This window comes from Geobacillus sp. B4113_201601 (genome assembly GCF_001587475.1).
Classification (GTDB): Bacteria; Bacillota; Bacilli; order Bacillales; family Anoxybacillaceae; genus Geobacillus; species Geobacillus icigianus.
Genome location: NZ_LQYX01000004.1, coordinates 1 through 17,301 on the forward strand (window position 1 = coordinate 1; position 17,301 = coordinate 17,301).

A 17,301-nucleotide genomic window follows, 5' to 3' on the forward strand; every position below is an offset into this window, starting at 1 on the left:
ATCGCTACGAGGGAGCGATCCATGGCCTCGATGACGCGGTGGTGCTGCTGGCTTGGAAGGCGGATGAACCGATGACACCGGATCATCTCCATGTCGTCTTGAGCACCGACCGGGAGCTGAGTGACGAAGACATCTTGCGTTACGATGCCCAACACTGGTCGATCGAATGCGTTTTCCGGCAGGCCAAAGACCAGCTGAAGTCAGGTGGACCGTGTTCGCCACGTTCGGGCGGTGAAACGGTATGGGGTCGTGGTGCTCTTAGCCTGTGTATACAGCATCGCCGAATCTCAGCAAGACCTCTCTTCCGGCCTAGAGCTTCTTCGGTCTCGGAAAGGGCACAGCGTCGTCGAGTTCATCTATGGCGCCGCGAAGCAAGATATTCCCATTGATGTGATCAAAAAACAGCTCCATGTCGCCTAAGGGGTACCCTGTTTGTCTCTTAGGGTATGGAAATTATTGTAATGAAAAATGCTCATCTACAGTACAGTACTTAATTCTTCTCAGTTAGCTTTAATTCCTTCTTACGCTAAACTGTCTTATAGCTTTTTCATACGCTCTGTTGCGGAAGGAAGCGCAAGACGGCTTCCTTCCTCTCGATTAACCCACTTTGATCGCGTCTTTCTCTCCTTGTTGCAGTTGATACATTTGATAATATTTGCCTTTCTTGTTCATCAGTTCGTCATGAGTGCCTCGTTCGACGATCGTGCCGCGGTCTAGCACGAGAATTTGATCGGCATTTCGAATCGTCGATAAACGGTGAGCGATGATAAACGTGGTGCGCCCTTTTTTGAGCACATCGAGCGCTTGCTGAATGACCGCTTCCGTTTCCGTATCGATGTTGGCGGTTGCTTCATCGAGCACTAAAATGGCCGGATCGAATGCCAAGGCGCGGGCGAACGAAATGAGCTGGCGCTGCCCGGACGATAGCGTGCTTCCTTTTTCAATGACCGGTTCATCAAAACCGTTCGGCAAGCTTTTGAGCCATTGCTCCGCCCCGATGTCGCGAAGCGCTTTTTCGATCGTGCTGCGGGTAATGCGCGGATCTTGCAAACTCACATTGGATGCGATCGTGCCGGTGAACAAAAACGGATCTTGCAAAACGATCCCCATATGCTTGCGCAACATTTGTTTAGGCATCGTTTGAATATCGACTCCATCGATGAGGATGCGCCCTTTTTGAATGTCATAAAAACGGAACAATAGATTCATGATCGAACTTTTCCCGGAGCCGGTATGCCCGACGAGCGCCACCGTCTCTCCTTGCTTGACCGTAAAGGAGATGTTTTTTAACACATATTCGCCGTCCTTATACCCGAAATACACGTTCTCAAACACGACGTTTCCTTTGTAGCGCGGCATGTCTCCTTCGTACACCTCATCGCCGGGCTCATCGAGAAGCGCAAACACGCGCTGGGCGGCAACAAGCGATTGTTCCAAGTTCGCCAACTGGTTCATCATCTCGGTCACCGGCTGGAACAAGCGGGTGAGATAATCTACAAACGCGTACAGCACACCCATGGAAATGGCTTGGCCGCTTAAAGAACCGCCCCCGAAATGCCAAATAAGCGCCACAAATGCTACGTTGCGGAGCACGCCGACTAAGTTATGCGATGTGAGTGCATTTAGACTCAAAAGCTTATTTTGGTAGGTGAAATAGTCTTGGTTCAGCTCGTCAAACTCGCGCTCCGTTTCCTTTTGTCTGCGAAATGCTTGGATGATGGTCATTCCTTGAATCGACTCGTTAATCATCGCATGAATGTCGCTTAAGCGCGACCGAATGATTTGATTGTATTTCGACGCGTATTTCCGGTACACCTTCATCCATACGGCTAAAATCGGCAAGAGGAGGAGGCAGACGGCCGCCAAACGAACATCCAAAAGAAACAGCGCGATAAAAATACCGGTGATATAGATGCAACTTGTAAAAAACGTCGCCAATACCGTAACGTAGAGCTCGCGAATCGCTTCCGTATCGTTCGTCACCCGCGCGACGATTTTCCCGGCCGGTAAACGATCAAAATAGCGAATCGGCAGGCGTTGGATGTGCGCGAAGACGTCTTTGCGCATTTTTTGAATAATGCGATTCGCCGCCATCTGCAAGTAGTAGTGCTGTCCGTATTGAAACGCGGTCGCCGCGACGAGCAGGGCCATGTACAGACCTAATAAGGACACGATACGCTCAATGTCCGGCTCGTAAAAACGCATGAGCTCTCGAAAGGACAACTTTTTGGCTGGATATGAGACCGACTCGTCCCCGCGGCGAATCGTGAGGACGCCGTCTTGGACAGAGCGGTTGCCGTCCAAGGCGACAGCGCGATCGACAAAATAGTAATGCCGCCCGACTTGCAAAATGCGCACTTCTTTCCCTTTTTCTTCTCCTTGTGCAAAATCGCGCTCCCGCTTATACCATTTCCCTTGATAAAACACGGCATGGTTTCCTTTCGAAGCTTCGTGCCACGGAGACTCGATCCCTAAAATATGCTGGTCAATCACTCGTTTGGCGATCAACGGCCCCGTCAGTTCGGCAGCCACCGAAACCGCCAGCATGCACAAGGCGAACACCATCATGTTTTTATAGTGAAGGGCATAAGCGAATAGCCGTTTTCCGACGTTCATAAACCCACCCCGCTTTCTTCTATCGTCGCTGCGGCTTGTTGGCGGATCCATTGCTCGTAATACCACCCGTTTTGGGCGAGGAGTTGTTCATGCGTGCCTTGTTCGATCACTTTTCCGTCATCTAGCACGAGAATCCAATCGGCATGCTCGATCGCCGATAAACGATGCGTCGTGATGATCGTCGTTTTTCCGCGGCGCTCGCGGCGAATGTTTTCCATAATCGCCGCTTCCGTTTTCGCATCGACAGCGGACAAGGCATCGTCTAAAATTAAAATTTCCGGATTCATAAGCAGCGCGCGGGCGATCGAAAGCCGCTGCTTTTGCCCTCCTGATAGCGCAACCCCTCTTTCCCCGACTAACGTATCGAGCCCTTCAGGAAGCATTTCGATATCGTTGCGGAATGCGGCTAAATCAATCGCTTTCTGGAATTCTTCGTCGGCCGCCTCTTTGCGTCCGAATACAATATTTTCTTTCACCGTTTTCGAAAATAGCACATGGTCTTGCGGCACATAGCCAATCCATCCTCGCACCTGTTCCATTGGAATTCGCTCGAGCGGAACGCCTGAGACGGTAATGTGCCCTGTCCCTAGCGGATACTCCCGCAGCAATTGCTTCACCAGCGTCGTTTTCCCGCTCCCTGTTCGCCCTACGATGCCGAGCGTTTGCCCGCGCCGAAGCGTGAACGAGATGTTCGCTAAATTGGGGACGCTTGATGACGGATAGCGAAACCCGACTTGATCAAACACAATCGATTCGGGGATCTTAACCGATTGCGGCTCGGGATGGTTTTGCACATCCGGAACGTAGGCGAGCGTTTCGTTCACGCGATCGAGAGAAGCGTTGCCGCGCTGCATCACGTTCATGAGCTCGCCGATGGCAAACATCGGCCAAATCATCATACCTAAATAAACGTTGAACGAAACGAGTTCGCCGAGCGTTATTTCTTGATGGAACACTAAGTATGCCCCGTACCCTAATCCGATTAAATAGCTCAGGCCCACTAGCAGTTTAATCGTTGGATCAAAGAGCGAATCGATTTGCGCGACTTTCATATTTTTTTGATACACGTCTTCCGTCAGCGCGTGAAATCTCGCTTCATCCGCTTTTTCCTGTACATAAGCGCGAATGACGCGCACGCCCGAAATTGACTCGAGCACATAATCGTTCATGTCGCCAAACGCATCTTGCGCTTTTGTAAAGCGTTCGTGAATTTGTTTTCCGTACAGATTCATCGCTGCCGCCATCACAGGCAGCGGCAGCACCGCCGCAAACGTCAGCTTCCAACTGATCGACAGGCCCATCGTGAATAAAATGACGAGCATGAACGTGCTTGAATCAACGAGCGTTAAAATACCGAATCCGGCCGTATTGGCGATCGCTTTTAAGTCGTTCGTCGCCCGCGCCATTAAGTCGCCAGTGCGATTGTTTTCATAAAACGTCGGCGTCATGTTGAGTAAATGTTTCATCAAGCGGGAACGCATGCTTCGCTCTAATAAAAACGCACCCCCGAACAGCTGATACATCCATATATAGTTCACGCCGTAAATGAATACCGTCAGCCCTATGAGCCCTCCGACATATGCGATCAGCTTCTCCTTGGTGAAGCCGTCCGAATGTATATCGTCAATCGCGATTCCTAGCAACTTGGGCGGAATCGTTTCGAACAGGCCCCCCAACATTAAAAAGACAATGGCGATGACATATCGCTTCCAATGTTGCTTGAAAAACGAACGAAGCTTCCATAATACCGAAAACATATGGACTCAACTCCTTTATCGTTCAGTGATCATCTAACCGCTCTCCATCTCTCCGGCTGGCAATGTGAACGGTGTCCATCTCATTTCCATTTTGCCTTCCTCCCTTAAATTTGTAGATTGCAAGCTTAAAACCATCGGTAAACGGAGCATTTTCGGTCCGTCATTTCTTCTTCCACTTGCCGGATGAGCTGCTCCTGTTTGATTTCCTCCATCGTCCATGTCCGTCGCTCGATGGTAATGGTCACAAACAACAAATGGATCGTCATCGTCCCTCACCCCCTTTCATAAATAAAAGCCGCGGGTTCCCTGGAGTTCCCGCGGCGCAACAGCCGAAAAAAGCCGCAGGAAAAAACGATCTCCTTCCCGCGGCATTCGCTGTGCTGTTTAAGATAAAATGGCCGTAACAGACTCGGAAGGTCGAATCGTTTTTCGTTGTTCCATTGTGCGCGTTGCTCGTTTCATCATTGCTTTCATGTTGTTCATCCTCCTTCCGAAATCATGTTACGAAGTCAATTGTATCCAAAAACGGTGAAGTTGTAAATGATTTCTCATCATTTTTATGAAACTTTGTGACATACTCCCACCATCTACGCTGACGCTTCGCGTTGTTTATAATAACCGCTGAAACACATCATGGAGGCAAACCTTTAAATCTGGATACAGAAAAGAAACGAGTACATCTCGTTCTCCAAATACTTCCCTTTTTTCATATGCTCCGTTATGCCACCCGTACACCTCCACGGTTCGATGCAACGGATCAACCATCCAGTACTCTTTTACTTCAAACCGTTGATACAATTTGTATTTTTCATTTCGGTCTTTTAACGCCGTACTCGGAGACAACACTTCTACGATTAAATCAGGGGCTCCCACGCATCCCTTTTCTGTTATTTTCTCTCGGTTACAAATAACAGAAATATCGGGCTGCACTACATTTTTCGCGGATTTGTCATCAAGGCTTGAAGCGAATATGACATCAAATGGGGCCATGACCACTACACATCGTTGTTGTTGAAAATAATCCCGCAATGCCGCATACAACTCACCAACCATATACTGATGAGCAAACGAAGGAGAAGGAGCCATGCTATATGGCACGCCATCAATCAATTCCCATTGTCCGTCCCATTTGAGATAATCTTCATATGTATAGTTGTGATTTGAAAACTCCGGAGTCGTCATCGCTCCTTCACTCCATTTCGTTTTTTATAATTATATACCGTAAATGAGCCAATTTCGCTAACTGTAACGCGACGATTCTCCAAAGATTCGATTGCGAGTTTTAGCGCAGTTAAACGACACTCATTTAATGTTTTTTGAGAACTGCCTTCTTTTGCCTTTGTTATCTGTTTTTCGATAGATGGAAACTTCTCTTCAATCCGCTCCATGCTTTTATGCGAATCGCTTTTGGCCGCTAAAGATTTCACGAAGAAAAAGACCTCACTAACAAAGGCCGCAAGCAACGCGAGCGAACGAGCGACCCCCAATCCATTTTTTCTGAAGCATTCTTTACCTCCATTCCGCTAACGAAAACACGCCGTTTTTTTCAAAATCGTATACAATCGCCGGAGGCAGCAGTTGACGCGCTTCATCCTTTGTCGCCCAGCAATAGTGGATATGTTCTTTCGAAAGGATGACCTCGTGCTGCTCGCTTGTGCATAAATACGTCAAGATGACGACTTGCCGCGTCGGATGGGTTTGGAACGTCGCAGCGTATAAAACTTTCTCCACCGTCACCGTCAACCCAACTTCTTCTTCAATTTCACGAATGAGCGCAGCTTCTAACTCCTCACCAAAGCGCATCCCCCCTCCGACCAGCTCCCATGTTCCGCCGCCCACTTCATCATGAGGCGCGCGCTGGACGATTAGCACGGTCCCTTTATGTAAGATCAACCCTTTCAAAACGACAACGATGTTCTTTCGATGTTCCATCTGCAGTCCCCTTCTTCTAGATTTTGCCCTCTACACAATACTCTATATGGTTGAATTGAACAGATCAAGAAAAAACAGAAAGGACGGCTCCGTTTCTTCACCCTATGTTAAAATTTAATTTTACTTAAATATTTAAAATGGTTTATAATATAGGTAGACTTATCATCAAGAAAGGGATGTCCGATGGACGATTTAAAAGCATTGTATCAGGCCATTAAAGAAAAAAACGATGCGGTGACCGCGTTTTTATTGCAAGAGATTCGCGCCATGCTCAGCACTGAGTATCAAGAGCTAACCCAAAGGCAAGTGATGCTGCTGGAGATATTGAGGCATCAAACCATGACGATCAACGAAATCGCCCAGTTCTTTTCCATAACTCCAAGCGCCGCCAGCCAGCTCGTTCGAAAGCTGGAGGAAAAAGCGTATGTTCGTCGAGACATCAATCCAACCGACCGCCGTGAAATCATCGTCCGTTTAGATCAAGCGGGTCAAACATATCATGACAAAATGGGCGAAGTCGAATTGCGCTTAATGGAAAAATATTATGGAAAACTTCAGCGTGATGATTTGGAAAAGCTGAAAGAAATTAACGATAAGCTCTATACCATCATCATAGAGGCGCATCGGTCGTAACCCTTCTCCATTGGGGAAGGTCTGTCGAATATTTAAGTTTATTTAATAATTAATTTTATTAAACTAATAAGGGAGAGGAATCTGATGAATCGAATACGAAACAGTCGTTATATGCAGTTTATAGCGGCGTCTCTGTTCGCTCCGTCTGCTCTTTATCTAGCGGTGCGAAAACATGGTCATGCTTTAGAACATACGTCTGTTTTATTGTCGCTTACCATCGTTTTTCCGCTGTATTTAGCCGTTGTTTATCGAATGACGATCGGTCGGATCAAGCGTTCATGGAAAGCGTGCGTTAGCGTAGCCGCATTTGGGCTAATAATCGTGTATGTGATCATTCCCCCTCCGCTTCGTGAACAATACCATTTTATCAAATACGTTTTTTTCGTCATTGAAAGTTTGTTCATTGTAATCGAATTATGGATCGCTTGGTCTATCATCCGAAACCTCAGAGCCTTTATTCGCACCTTTCGCGTTAAGAAAACGAAACATTTCTATTTTTTAAGCACTTATACCCATGCCATTGAAGCGGTGTTCAGGCGCCCTGTCTTTTTGCTTCGGATCATGATCACAGAGATCGCCGCGTTGTATTACTTAACGTATCGCAAAAAAAGGCGTCATCTGCCGCTGCCGTATCCAACTTACAGCTATCATAAGAAAACGGAATATTTCGGTGTCTTTTTGATGCTCGTGCATGCGATGCTCATCGAAATCGTCGGCGTTCATTGGCTCGTCATGCAGTGGAGCGAAGTAGCCGCTTGGATAGTGACGTTTTTTGATGTGTATTTCCTGCTCGTTCTGATCGCCGACTATCGGGCGATTACGCTGTCTCCGATTATTCTGGCGCCTGACCGAATCCATATCCAATTAGGAATCCGCAGCTTTGTAGAGCTGGAGTACGCCAATATAGAAGAGATCACATGGGACGTGACCCAAAAACCAAAGCGAAAGAAAGAAACCGATGCCTATTCGGTTGCGCTATTAGGCTTTTTTGACGAAGAGCCGAAACTGGAAATCCGCTTGCGGCAGCCGGTGGAAGTAATCGGGCTGTTGGGGCGGAAAAACACGGTGCGAAAACTATATGTGACAGTCGATGATGCGCACGGATTTTATGAGACGGTGTCAGAAAATTGGAAGCGGGTGCTTCAGGGGAAATAACAGAATCGGCCCAGCTGAATCGTGGCGGGCCGATGTTGTTACCTTTTATTCAATCAGTCCTTTTTTGACCATGTAGTGCTCCATAGCTTGATGGAGCCATTGTTCTTCTTCTTTTGTAAAAGGAGATGGCATCCAATTGCATGTTTCCGCCTCCCGAACCATCTCTTCCACTTGTTCTAGTCGCCCGAGCATTTGCATCGTATCAGGACCAACAAAGGTCAATGTGGCATTCATATACTGTTCCATCAATGCTTCTACCTCTGGATGATCCACAGGCGTACCCGCCAACTGCTTAGCCTTTTTTGTCAGACGAACCCATTCTCGATCCATCGCCATCATATCTGCTTCGGAAACGGCTGCCACGAGCAAATCAGCGGCATCTCGCCAAAAAAGAAGGTTGAGTTCGCCCGACTATTTTAACTGAGAAACAAATGGAACATCACGATTTTGGACGAAACCACCGCCCCCTTTAGTGGATTCATTGCTCACGCAGATAGAGGTGATCATTTTTCAATATTTACATTCTTCTTTTTTATTTTATAATTATAACCAAAAACGGAAAATCAAGCTTTGTATAGCTCCACGCAGAGACAGGCTACTAAAGACCTTTTCGTTTATTCAGTTGAAAGGATTGGGTAAAGATGATCGTCGTGCAAAATGTCAACAAAATCTATCCGCCTCATCGCCACGTGTTGCGCGATCTCTCTCTCGAGCTGAATAACGGAGATCGGCTCATTCTTTTAGGGCCAAATGGGGCTGGGAAGACGACCTTAATAAAGTGCATCATCGGGCTTACTGCACCGGACAGCGGCCGTATTTACGTAAATGGGGTGGATGTTGTCCGCAATCCGAATGGGGCGCGCGAGTCGATTGCGGTCGTGTTTGAAGAAGCCGACAACTCCTATTCATATTTAAATGTTTTTGACAATCTCTTGTATTTTGGTTTGCTAAACAAGCGGAGCCGTTACGAAGCGAAGCGACGGGCCGAACAAATCATGGCCATGTTGAATCTGACCCCCTACGCGGATCGTCTGGCCCAATCCCTTTCGCGAGGGATGAAACAAAAATTGGCGTTTGCGATCGCCTTAATGAAAGGAGCGCCGTTTTTGTTCCTTGATGAACCGACTCTTGGCCTTGATGTTGAGTCGCAGCATCATATTCGAGCGCTGTTGACGGAAAAACACAACTGGTGGAACGCCGTCCTCATTACGACCCACGACATTCCGTTTGCCCACGCCGTTGGAAATCAATTTGTATTTATCAAAGATGGAACCATCATTTGGCGGGGAACAAAGGAACATTTTTCAACTCCAGCTGACTTGGAAACTCATTTTTTAGCGGCGATTCGTTCCTATCAATTCTCCCAAGAGGTTGGTGATTGAATAATGGAGGCCGCTTTGCAGTATTGTTTTTCAGATACTGTCGATGCGCAAATTCACGAACATCCATTGACAACCAAACAAAAATAGACAAACCTTACAAAATCAAGTCTTCTTTGATTCGGCAAATCCGCCATGTCGTCTAGGGAGGTGGGTTGATTGCTCCGGCAAATTTTTCGTGTTGTATCGGCGTCGTTTTTGAAAAAAAGAGCAGAGTATCGCCGATATTGGTTCGATTTTACTGTTGGGCTGATTATTAAATTTGTCTTTTTTTTCGGTACGCTGTACGCAAGCCCCATCCAGACGGGAAAAGAGGCGGCGGTCAAGCTAGCCGGTTTCAGCCTTTGGTACTTAAGCGCTCATTTGATCGCAAAGCTTGGCAACAGCGCAATCGAAGAAGCGTATCTCGGCACCGCAGAGCAAGTGCTTTCAACGAAGACTCCTCCATGGCAAATTTTGATCGGCGTGGTGGTCGCGGAAGTCGCGTTGTCGTTCGCATGGGTGGCGCTTTTTTTCCTTTGTGCCGCCTTGATCATTGGATTTTCCGAAATTGTTTCGGGAGCATTGTCCATCGTAACGGAAATCGTCGTATTTGGTGGAGTGAGTCTCATCGGCATGACGGGGATCGGCGTGTTCATTTTAGGACTGTCACTCCGCTTAAAGCAAGTCGGGGCCGTTACTGAAGTGCTTCTTTACTATTTATTAATCTTCTCCGGGTTTTTTCTATCTTCGAATCGATTACCAGCCGCCTTTCATATTCTCAACGCCCTTTCTCCTCTTTCTTGGGCTGTACAAGGAATGAGCGCAGGATGGCGCGCGTTCTTTCCCGCGTTCGGCGTCTCGCTATTGTGGCTCGCCATCGGCTCATTCGTCTTAAGACAACAATGGAACTGGGCGAGGAAGAACGGAAAAATAGGAAGCTACGTATAACGAAAAGACAGGTTGAAGCGGCCCCCACAGCTGATCGGTTCTTATATGTAATTCAATATCTCACGCGGCGCAAAATCATCGATGCTCTGCAATTCTTCCTTGCTCCACCATTTTACCTGTTGCCATGCATCCTTTTCGTCTTTCGTCATATTTTCGAACGATAATCTCGTATCCGATGGAATCGTGATTTTGTAATAAATCTCTCGACTAACAAAAGGACCTTGTTTCCCATCGATCCATACATCGAGTTGAAATAGGGGTTCGCCGACAAGGTCGACAACAATGCCTAGTTCTTCGTATAACTCTCTTTTTAACGCTTCCGCCGGGGTCTCATTTTCTTCAATCCCTCCCCCTGGAGTCACCCATAACACCTTGTTTCCTACCACATCGCGAAATTCAAATCGCTGAAGAAGAATTTCATTCCGTTCATTGATGATCACGGCTCTAGAACATTGGCGTATCTTCATAAAAGGCTGTCCCCCCTATATCGATGATCGTTTTGATCGACTCATTCGTATCATTTTATCATATTTCACCATATTTCCTCCAGCCCTTCCCCCATCGGTTTTTCCGGTCGGGAGAGCGGCGCTGCCGATCGAGCGGTTTTGTATGCCGCAAAAACAAGGCAGAGGGAATCCTCTCCCCCTGCCTTGTTTTCATTAGCGAGTGGCGACTGATTCTCTTGCTTTTTTCACCAGATCGAAGCGGTCGGCGTTCATGATTTTCACCCACGCGTTGATGAAATCGCGGACGAATTTTTCTTGGTTGTCGTCTTGAGCGTAAAATTCGGCGTAAGAGCGGAGGATGGAGTTCGATCCGAAAATGAGATCGACCCGGGTCGCTGTCCACCGCACTTGGCCGGTTTTCCGGTCGCGGATTTCGTAAATGCCGCCGTCGGTCGGCACCCATTCATAGTCCATATCCAACAGGTTGACGAAGAAGTCGTTGGTCAGCACCCCGATGCGGTCGGTAAACACGCCGTGGGGCAAATCGCGATAGTTCGCGCCCAACACGCGCAAGCCGCCAATTAAGACCGTCATTTCTGGACCCGTCAGCCCAAGGAGCTGCGCTTTGTCGATGAGCAGTTCTTCCGGCGGGACGCTGTATTCTTGCTTTTGATAGTTGCGGAAGCCGTCCGCAAACGGTTCTAATACGGCAAAGCTTTCGACGTCCGTTTGTTCTTGCGTCGCATCGCCGCGGCCAGGGAAAAATGGCACTTTGACATCAAAACCAGCGTCGCGGGCCGCTTTTTCGACCGCAGCGCTGCCACCAAGGACGATCAAGTCGGCGATGCTTACTTTTTTCGGCAGTTCACGTTGGATGTCCTCGTAGACGGACAGCACGTTGGCGAGCCGCTCCGGTTCGTTCACTTCCCAGTCTTTTTGTGGGGCGAGACGGATGCGGGCGCCGTTGGCTCCGCCGCGCTTGTCGGAATGGCGGAACGTGCTGGCTGAGGCCCAAGCCGTTTTGACCAACTCGCTGACGGTCAGCCCGGAGTTCAAAATTTTCGCTTTGATTTCTTCGATTTCCGCTTCCGTCAGTTCGTAATCGACTTCTGGAATCGGGTCTTGCCAAATGAAGTCTTCTTCCGGAACTTCCGGACCGAGATATCTCGTTTTCGGCCCCATATCTCTATGGGTGAGCTTGAACCACGCCCGGGCGAACGCCTCGGCGAATTCTTCCGGGTTTTGGTGGAACCGGCGGGCGATTTTTTCGTATTCCGGGTCAAACCGCAGCGCCAAATCGGTCGTCATCATCATCGTCGGCACTTTTTTCGACGGGTTCTCGGCATCCGGGGCCAAGTCGTTTTCATCCGGGTCGACCGCCATCCATTGCCAAGCTCCGGCCGGGCTTTTCGTCAGCCACCAGTCATAGCCAAACAGCATGTCAAAGTACGACATATCCCACTGGGTTGGCGTCGGCGTCCAAGCGCCTTCAATGCCGCTTGTGATTGCATCGCTCCCTTTCCCTTTTCCGTAAGAGCTGATCCATCCCAGCCCTTGCGCTTCAATCGGGGCGGCTTCCGGCTCAGGACCGACGTGCGTGGCCGGGCCGGCGCCGTGCGCTTTTCCGAACGTATGACCGCCGGCGATCAAGGCGACCGTTTCTTCATCGTTCATCCCCATGCGGCGGAACGTCTCGCGGATATCGCGCGCCGCTGCTTTCGGATCCGGCTTGCCGTCCGGCCCTTCTGGGTTGACGTAGATTAACCCCATTTGCACCGCGGCGAGCGGGTTTTCGAGCTCGCGATCGCCGGAATAGCGTTCAGAGGCGAGCCACTCTTTTTCCGATCCCCAATACACGTCTTCTTCTGGATGCCAGACGTCAACGCGGCCGCCGCCAAACCCGATCGTTTTTCCACCCATCGATTCAATGGCGACATTGCCCGCCAAAATGAACAAATCAGCCCAAGAGATTTTGTTTCCGTATTTCTTTTTGATCGGCCATAACAGCCGGCGCGCTTTATCCAAGTTGGCGTTGTCCGGCCAGCTGTTTAACGGCGCAAAACGCTGCGTGCCTGTCGACGCGCCGCCGCGGCCGTCGCCGATGCGATACGTCCCTGCCGAATGCCAAGCCATGCGGATCATTAACGGCCCGTAATGGCCATAGTCGGCCGGCCACCAGTCTTGGCTTTCGGTCATCAGTTTCCGCAAATCTTCTTTTAACGCCCAGTAGTCCAGCTTTGCAAATTCTTGCGCGTAATCAAAATCTTCATCATGAGGGTTCGTCTTCCGGTCATGCTGGTGAAGAATGCTTACATTCAGCTGATTCGGCCACCAGTCTTTGTTCGTTGTCCGATTGGAAGATTGATTGGTGATGCTCCCGTGGTATGGGCATTTTGAAGCTTGTTGTGGGTGTTGATGTTCCATCTTCTCTTCCCCTTCCTGTTCAAATTGTCTTCCTCACGGTTGTTTTGGCAACCGATATTGATAATTACTATTACATTAAAATTATAATAAATTAATATTTAATAGTAAAGTGTAAAAAGTATTTTTTAGTATAAAATCTTTCTATATAAGTTGCAATAAGGATTTTCCGATTTTTCGTTGCGCGTTTCATCTAAGTACAAGTTCATTATGATAGAACGAGTCGAGTAATCAGCGGGATGTAAAACAAAATTTCAATTTATATATATTTGACCACACCATCCCATTCCATGAAGATGAACCATTCTCAATAAAGGAAATTTAAGTATTGACAAAAGTGCGTATGGCTCGCGGTCTGGATGATGATCGTCACGATCCCTGTCACTTCACATAAAAGCTCGCTCCGTCCATCCACTCAATTTCATCATAGCGCTTGAGGTCGCGCACAAGCTGAAACAACGCCTCATCTTTTTGTTTCGCTTCAATCATGCAGTCAAGCTGCCGGACGGTGCCTTTGATTTCCCGCAAAAAGCGGATGAACATCTCAGCATCGACAAAATCGTGATGGGCGCGGAACTGTCTGTCGCTCTTTGGGCTTGAGAGATGCATTTTCATCGGCAGCGGCGAGTGGCGCCATGTCGCCACGATCCGTTCCCAGTCTGGCCGCCAGTCTTCTTCGTCGTGATTGGCGAGATGGTGGTGCAAATCAAAAACGAGCGGCACGCCGAGTTTTTCGCATGCATAGAGAGCATCGCGCAGCGTAAACACCGTATCATCATTTTCAAACATGATCATTCGCTGCAACGAGATGGGGATGTACGCCCAATTATGGATCAGCTGCTCCAACGCCTTTTCTTTGTCGCCATACCCGCCGCCAAGGTGGAGCACGCAGCGGTGTTCTGCGTCAATCCCCATTCCGCGCAACAGTTCTCGATGCAGATGCAGCGTGCGCAATGAAGCGCGGAACACATCGGCATCAGGGGAATTGAGCACAACAAAATGCTCGGGGTGGAAATCAAGCCGCATCGGATACTCACGCAAAAACAGCGCGATCGATCGCAACGCTTCACGGATGGGAGCGAGATAATCCCACCCGTCTAGCTCTGGATGATTGGCAAGCGGAATAAGCCGCGAGCTGAGGCGGAAAAAGCGGATGTCATGCGCCTTGTTATGTTTGAGCAAGCGAAGGCAGTTTTCGACATTGGAGATGGCGATCCGCTCAAGCTTGCGAATCGCTGCCTCGCGATCGCGAATGGCGCGAAACTGCGCCGCGGTCATCGTTTGAGAGGGAGAGCAATGAGGGACATGCACGCTCATAGCGGCATAGCCGAGCCGGACAACGGTCATAACAATGTTCCTCCGTTCTATCCATCGATTGCCGCTGGTTAGTATACCCGACCTGAGCGCTGTTTATGAACGCCCCCTTTTTTCAAGAGTCGACCAATGACACATGGACAAGGGCAATCATACAAGCTATTCTAAGCCCAATTCAATAAGATAAATCAAACCATACAAAAGCGATGAGAGCGCATTGAATATTGAAGGAAAGCACATCATGATTAAGAAGGTGTCTGTCAATCCTCTTCTCCTGAAGATCCGCCTATCATCTTCTCTTCTAATTGGTTATTATCCCAATTTACATGAAATTCGTCGAAAAATAGTTATTCATCCGAATCATTTTTCTACAAATGATCATTTAATACATTAGTACCAAATATAAACTATTGGGAAAGGATGATAGATGAATGGTTTGTGTGTGCAATGGTGGATTATTCCCGCAGTTGTTTTTTACGCAGTCCTCAACGGATCTGCCCGTTACCATCCCCTTAACAGGAACAGCCGTCACAGAAGTGCTTCGTTTGCAGCCCATTACGACCCTCAGCGGTGATCGTGTCAAACTTGATTCGATGGTTGAATTGGAATTGGCCGTATTAGCTATCATAGCAGGCGTAACCTTGACAGGCATCACCTATCGCTTAGAACGTTCAACGAACGGGGGAGCCTTTACGCCTATTGCATCGCTTGATGTCGAATCTCTGCTTCCTGTATTAACAGCTGCCGCCAACACGACGCTGTTCCCGAACTTGACATGGGTTGATACACCAGGCGTGGGCACGCATGTGTATCGTATTGTTATTGAAACGAACGGTGCAATTCTATCGACTTTGTTAAGCAGCATCACAGCTGAAACTCGCGCCTTGAATGCTCTTGTCGTCAGAAACGCATAACGAATTAAAAAGGAGGGTGTCCCAAAAGGACCGGGACGCCCTCTTTCGTCGCTATATATACGTACTGACTGCTTCCGCCGCACGATACACGGTATGTTGTGCCTGTCTTGAAAGAAGGCGACCTTTTGGGTCAGCCCCTTGATTTTGCTTTATTGCTCCGAACAATTTATGGAACACGAATCAATCAAGGCAGCCAAATCGGCCCTGCCGTGTAAGATGGAGCAAGTCAAAGATGAATGATAATATGATTCAATGCTCGAACCCCTTGGGGAAACTGTTGGCAGAAGAAGAAGCCTTCCATTTTGTAGGTCATTGGTCCTTCCCCCATTTCGAGTTGGAATTGGAAATTAGAAAATGAAAGGCTTTGCCCCGGTTCAATTCGTGATGCTCGAGTCGGCTTTAACCAAAACTCCCCTTTCTCTTCCACCATTTGCTCCGCCTGTTCACTCATATAGTTCCACGATTCCATTACTAACGGATTAATACGTTGGTCATACTGAATCCCTTCCCCTAATTTTGCTGACAAAGCGATGCGTTCCTTTGGGGTGACCCGTAAGCAGATGAAAGGATGGTCCAACGGGTTCGAACCCATATTGCGAATGATGAAGTTCGCCGCGACCGTCCCTTTATGTCCCTTTGCTTTCGGAAGCAATAATGAATACGTGAAATAACAAATGGCTTGAATTCCATCATGCTTGTTCTGTTGAGGCAAATTTTTCATCTCTTTTAACGTTTGTTTGACAAGATGGAGCTCCTTCTCGATGGCCTGGATTTTACTTTCCATTTCCGCTACACTGCTCATCTTATTCCCCCTTTTCCATCAATGTGTACACTGCCTATTCTCATGTCTAAATGGAGAGCAAAAATGGAGCATGAAACTTTTTGTGTGTAACGATCCTTTTATTAATGTTATATGTATAAAAAAAGAGGAGTGATCTCCTCTTTTTTGTGGGACAAAAGAAACCATCTGTTTACATCATCGTTGGAAAGACAGCTGGGCATTGCGGCGGGAAGACATCCACAGGACATTCTTCTTCGCAGATGATTTCCGGACGAGGCTGGCAGAATCTTGCGGCCACTTCTAAAATGACTTCAAAGGTCACTACAATACTTTGGCAAATTCTTACTGAAATAGTGGCTGTGATGGTATCTCCATTTTGGGTAAAGGCACCGACACGGCAAATATTAAATGTATTTTGCGTAGCATTGCAACACACCGTTGTGCCTTCTGGAGCACAAAGAATTACTTCTTCGCTGGTTGTGATCAATGCCGGGTTGCTTAACACCGTGACTTGAGTGCCAACTGCATTGGTTCCCACCACTTCTAAAACAACTTGAATGGTTTTGCTTAATGTAACCACCTGCAATGTGACCGGTTGATCCCCCACCACGCACTCAATATCGCGTCGTGGAGCATCTTCTGTACATTCTAAGAGGGTTAAGGAACAGTTCACCTGAGAGACAGTAATACCCGTCAGCGAACCAGCTGGGAAAGTAAAGGTAATATCTTGAGTGAGTTGCACGACGTGTGTCGTCCAGTCGTATACCTTACAAACTTGGATACATTCGCGATCAAATTGTTGAGCAAATTGCTCTAAATTAATGGGCATACACAATAACCTTCCTTTCATTCATTTTTTCAGGCTACTCTATAGTATGTTTCTAAATAAATATCGTTATGGTATTATAGCCCATTTATTAAATTATTACCCAAAAGACATTATGTCATCATTAGAGCTGTTTTGCATATAATTGATTAAGGAACGGGCGTTTTTCCCAAAAAACAGAAGAAGGAAGGGGGTGA

17 protein-coding genes and 1 pseudogene are annotated in these 17,301 nt (G+C 47.9%); 6 read left to right on the forward strand and 12 right to left on the reverse strand.

Annotation, left to right across the window (positions count from 1 at the left end; genetic code table 11):
• A pseudogene (locus B4113_RS00625) lies at positions 1-420 on the forward strand (IS701 family transposase); the annotation flags it as partial.
• Between the two features lie 177 nt (positions 421-597).
• Here the strand turns inward: B4113_RS00625 and B4113_RS00630 are convergent.
• The 6 genes from B4113_RS00630 to B4113_RS00650 all read right to left on the reverse strand — a co-directional run bounded on the left by B4113_RS00630 (position 598) and on the right by B4113_RS00650 (position 6,305).
• Positions 598-2,616, reverse strand: a complete 2,019-nt coding sequence (locus B4113_RS00630) for an ABC transporter ATP-binding protein (RefSeq protein WP_061912066.1) — start codon at positions 2,614-2,616, stop codon at positions 598-600.
• On the reverse strand, positions 2,613-4,373 hold the full coding sequence (locus B4113_RS00635) for an ABC transporter ATP-binding protein (protein ID WP_061912067.1): 1,761 nt from the start codon (positions 4,371-4,373) through the stop codon (positions 2,613-2,615). The genes B4113_RS00630 and B4113_RS00635 overlap by 4 nt, the downstream gene beginning before the upstream one ends.
• Positions 4,374-4,498: 125 nt before the next feature.
• Positions 4,499-4,639: a YrzI family small protein gene (locus B4113_RS18340; RefSeq protein ID WP_082799275.1), complete on the reverse strand. Its 141-nt coding sequence runs from the start codon at positions 4,637-4,639 to the stop codon at positions 4,499-4,501.
• A 343-nt stretch (positions 4,640-4,982) separates the two neighbouring features.
• Positions 4,983-5,555, reverse strand: coding sequence for a Uma2 family endonuclease (locus tag B4113_RS00640; RefSeq protein ID WP_061912068.1), 573 nt, complete (start codon positions 5,553-5,555; stop codon positions 4,983-4,985).
• The gene (locus B4113_RS00645; protein WP_235597934.1) at positions 5,552-5,800 is read right to left on the reverse strand and encodes a hypothetical protein; all 249 of its coding nucleotides are present in this window, start codon (positions 5,798-5,800) and stop codon (positions 5,552-5,554) included. Before B4113_RS00645 ends, B4113_RS00640 begins: the two co-directional genes overlap by 4 nt.
• An 82-nt stretch (positions 5,801-5,882) precedes the next feature.
• Positions 5,883-6,305 (reverse strand): NUDIX domain-containing protein, encoded by a 423-nt coding sequence (locus B4113_RS00650; RefSeq protein WP_061912069.1) that lies wholly within the window; start codon positions 6,303-6,305, stop codon positions 5,883-5,885.
• A gap of 183 nt (positions 6,306-6,488) precedes the next feature.
• On the opposite strand from B4113_RS00650, the gene B4113_RS00655 reads away from it, so the two are divergent.
• On the forward strand, positions 6,489-6,938 hold the full coding sequence (locus B4113_RS00655; protein ID WP_061912070.1) for a MarR family winged helix-turn-helix transcriptional regulator: 450 nt from the start codon (positions 6,489-6,491) through the stop codon (positions 6,936-6,938).
• 84 nt (positions 6,939-7,022) lie between these two features.
• Positions 7,023-8,093, forward strand: coding sequence for a hypothetical protein (locus tag B4113_RS00660; RefSeq protein WP_061912071.1), 1,071 nt, complete (start codon positions 7,023-7,025; stop codon positions 8,091-8,093).
• Positions 8,094-8,138: 45 nt separating this feature from the next.
• On the opposite strand, the gene B4113_RS18345 is transcribed toward B4113_RS00660, so the two are convergent.
• On the reverse strand, positions 8,139-8,456 hold the full coding sequence (locus tag B4113_RS18345) for a TipAS antibiotic-recognition domain-containing protein (RefSeq protein ID WP_255358689.1): 318 nt from the start codon (positions 8,454-8,456) through the stop codon (positions 8,139-8,141).
• 278 nt (positions 8,457-8,734) lie between these two features.
• Between B4113_RS18345 and B4113_RS00670 the strand changes: the two genes are divergently transcribed.
• Positions 8,735-9,475, forward strand: coding sequence for an ABC transporter ATP-binding protein (locus B4113_RS00670; RefSeq protein WP_061912072.1), 741 nt, complete (start codon positions 8,735-8,737; stop codon positions 9,473-9,475).
• A gap of 156 nt (positions 9,476-9,631) precedes the next feature.
• The gene (locus B4113_RS00675; protein ID WP_061912073.1) at positions 9,632-10,402 is read left to right on the forward strand and encodes an ABC transporter permease; all 771 of its coding nucleotides are present in this window, start codon (positions 9,632-9,634) and stop codon (positions 10,400-10,402) included.
• 41 nt (positions 10,403-10,443) lie between these two features.
• Here the strand turns inward: B4113_RS00675 and B4113_RS00680 are convergent, their stop codons facing one another.
• The 3 genes from B4113_RS00680 to uvsE form a co-directional block, all read right to left on the reverse strand.
• Complete coding sequence (locus tag B4113_RS00680; RefSeq protein WP_061912074.1) at positions 10,444-10,869, reverse strand: NUDIX hydrolase; 426 nt, start codon at positions 10,867-10,869, stop codon at positions 10,444-10,446.
• 192 nt (positions 10,870-11,061) lie between these two features.
• Entirely contained in the window at positions 11,062-13,272 is a 2,211-nt protein-coding gene (gene katG, locus B4113_RS00685; protein WP_061912075.1) for a catalase/peroxidase HPI, read from the reverse strand.
• 378 nt (positions 13,273-13,650) lie between these two features.
• Positions 13,651-14,616, reverse strand: a complete 966-nt coding sequence (gene uvsE, locus B4113_RS00690) for a UV DNA damage repair endonuclease UvsE (RefSeq protein ID WP_061912076.1) — start codon at positions 14,614-14,616, stop codon at positions 13,651-13,653.
• Between the two features lie 398 nt (positions 14,617-15,014).
• Between uvsE and B4113_RS00695 the strand changes: the two genes are divergently transcribed.
• Positions 15,015-15,497: a hypothetical protein gene (locus tag B4113_RS00695; RefSeq protein ID WP_033022565.1), complete on the forward strand. Its 483-nt coding sequence runs from the start codon at positions 15,015-15,017 to the stop codon at positions 15,495-15,497.
• Positions 15,498-15,723: 226 nt separating this feature from the next.
• On the opposite strand, the gene B4113_RS00700 is transcribed toward B4113_RS00695, so the two are convergent.
• Positions 15,724-16,299: a hypothetical protein gene (locus B4113_RS00700; protein ID WP_061912077.1), complete on the reverse strand. Its 576-nt coding sequence runs from the start codon at positions 16,297-16,299 to the stop codon at positions 15,724-15,726.
• A 169-nt stretch (positions 16,300-16,468) separates the two neighbouring features.
• The gene (locus tag B4113_RS00705; protein ID WP_033022575.1) at positions 16,469-17,107 is read right to left on the reverse strand and encodes a hypothetical protein; all 639 of its coding nucleotides are present in this window, start codon (positions 17,105-17,107) and stop codon (positions 16,469-16,471) included.
• Positions 17,108-17,301: the final 194 nt, after the last annotated feature.

What these genes read in the sequence shown, in the direction of transcription:
- B4113_RS00655 (WP_061912070.1), top strand. Translation starts at nt 6,489, where the DNA reads ATGGACGATTTAAAAGCATTGTATCAGGCCATTAAAGAAAAAAACGAT.
- B4113_RS00640 (WP_061912068.1), bottom strand. Translation starts at nt 5,555, where the DNA reads ATGACGACTCCGGAGTTTTCAAATCACAACTATACATATGAAGATTAT.
- uvsE (WP_061912076.1), bottom strand. Translation starts at nt 14,616, where the DNA reads ATGACCGTTGTCCGGCTCGGCTATGCCGCTATGAGCGTGCATGTCCCT.
- B4113_RS00650 (WP_061912069.1), bottom strand. Translation starts at nt 6,305, where the DNA reads ATGGAACATCGAAAGAACATCGTTGTCGTTTTGAAAGGGTTGATCTTA.
- B4113_RS00670 (WP_061912072.1), top strand. Translation starts at nt 8,735, where the DNA reads ATGATCGTCGTGCAAAATGTCAACAAAATCTATCCGCCTCATCGCCAC.
- B4113_RS18340 (WP_082799275.1), bottom strand. Translation starts at nt 4,639, where the DNA reads ATGACGATCCATTTGTTGTTTGTGACCATTACCATCGAGCGACGGACA.
- B4113_RS00660 (WP_061912071.1), top strand. Translation starts at nt 7,023, where the DNA reads ATGAATCGAATACGAAACAGTCGTTATATGCAGTTTATAGCGGCGTCT.
- B4113_RS00700 (WP_061912077.1), bottom strand. Translation starts at nt 16,299, where the DNA reads ATGAGCAGTGTAGCGGAAATGGAAAGTAAAATCCAGGCCATCGAGAAG.
- katG (WP_061912075.1), bottom strand. Translation starts at nt 13,272, where the DNA reads ATGGAACATCAACACCCACAACAAGCTTCAAAATGCCCATACCACGGG.
- B4113_RS00695 (WP_033022565.1), top strand. Translation starts at nt 15,015, where the DNA reads ATGGTTTGTGTGTGCAATGGTGGATTATTCCCGCAGTTGTTTTTTACG.
- B4113_RS00635 (WP_061912067.1), bottom strand. Translation starts at nt 4,373, where the DNA reads ATGTTTTCGGTATTATGGAAGCTTCGTTCGTTTTTCAAGCAACATTGG.
- B4113_RS00630 (WP_061912066.1), bottom strand. Translation starts at nt 2,616, where the DNA reads ATGAACGTCGGAAAACGGCTATTCGCTTATGCCCTTCACTATAAAAAC.
- B4113_RS00680 (WP_061912074.1), bottom strand. Translation starts at nt 10,869, where the DNA reads ATGAAGATACGCCAATGTTCTAGAGCCGTGATCATCAATGAACGGAAT.
- B4113_RS00705 (WP_033022575.1), bottom strand. Translation starts at nt 17,107, where the DNA reads ATGCCCATTAATTTAGAGCAATTTGCTCAACAATTTGATCGCGAATGT.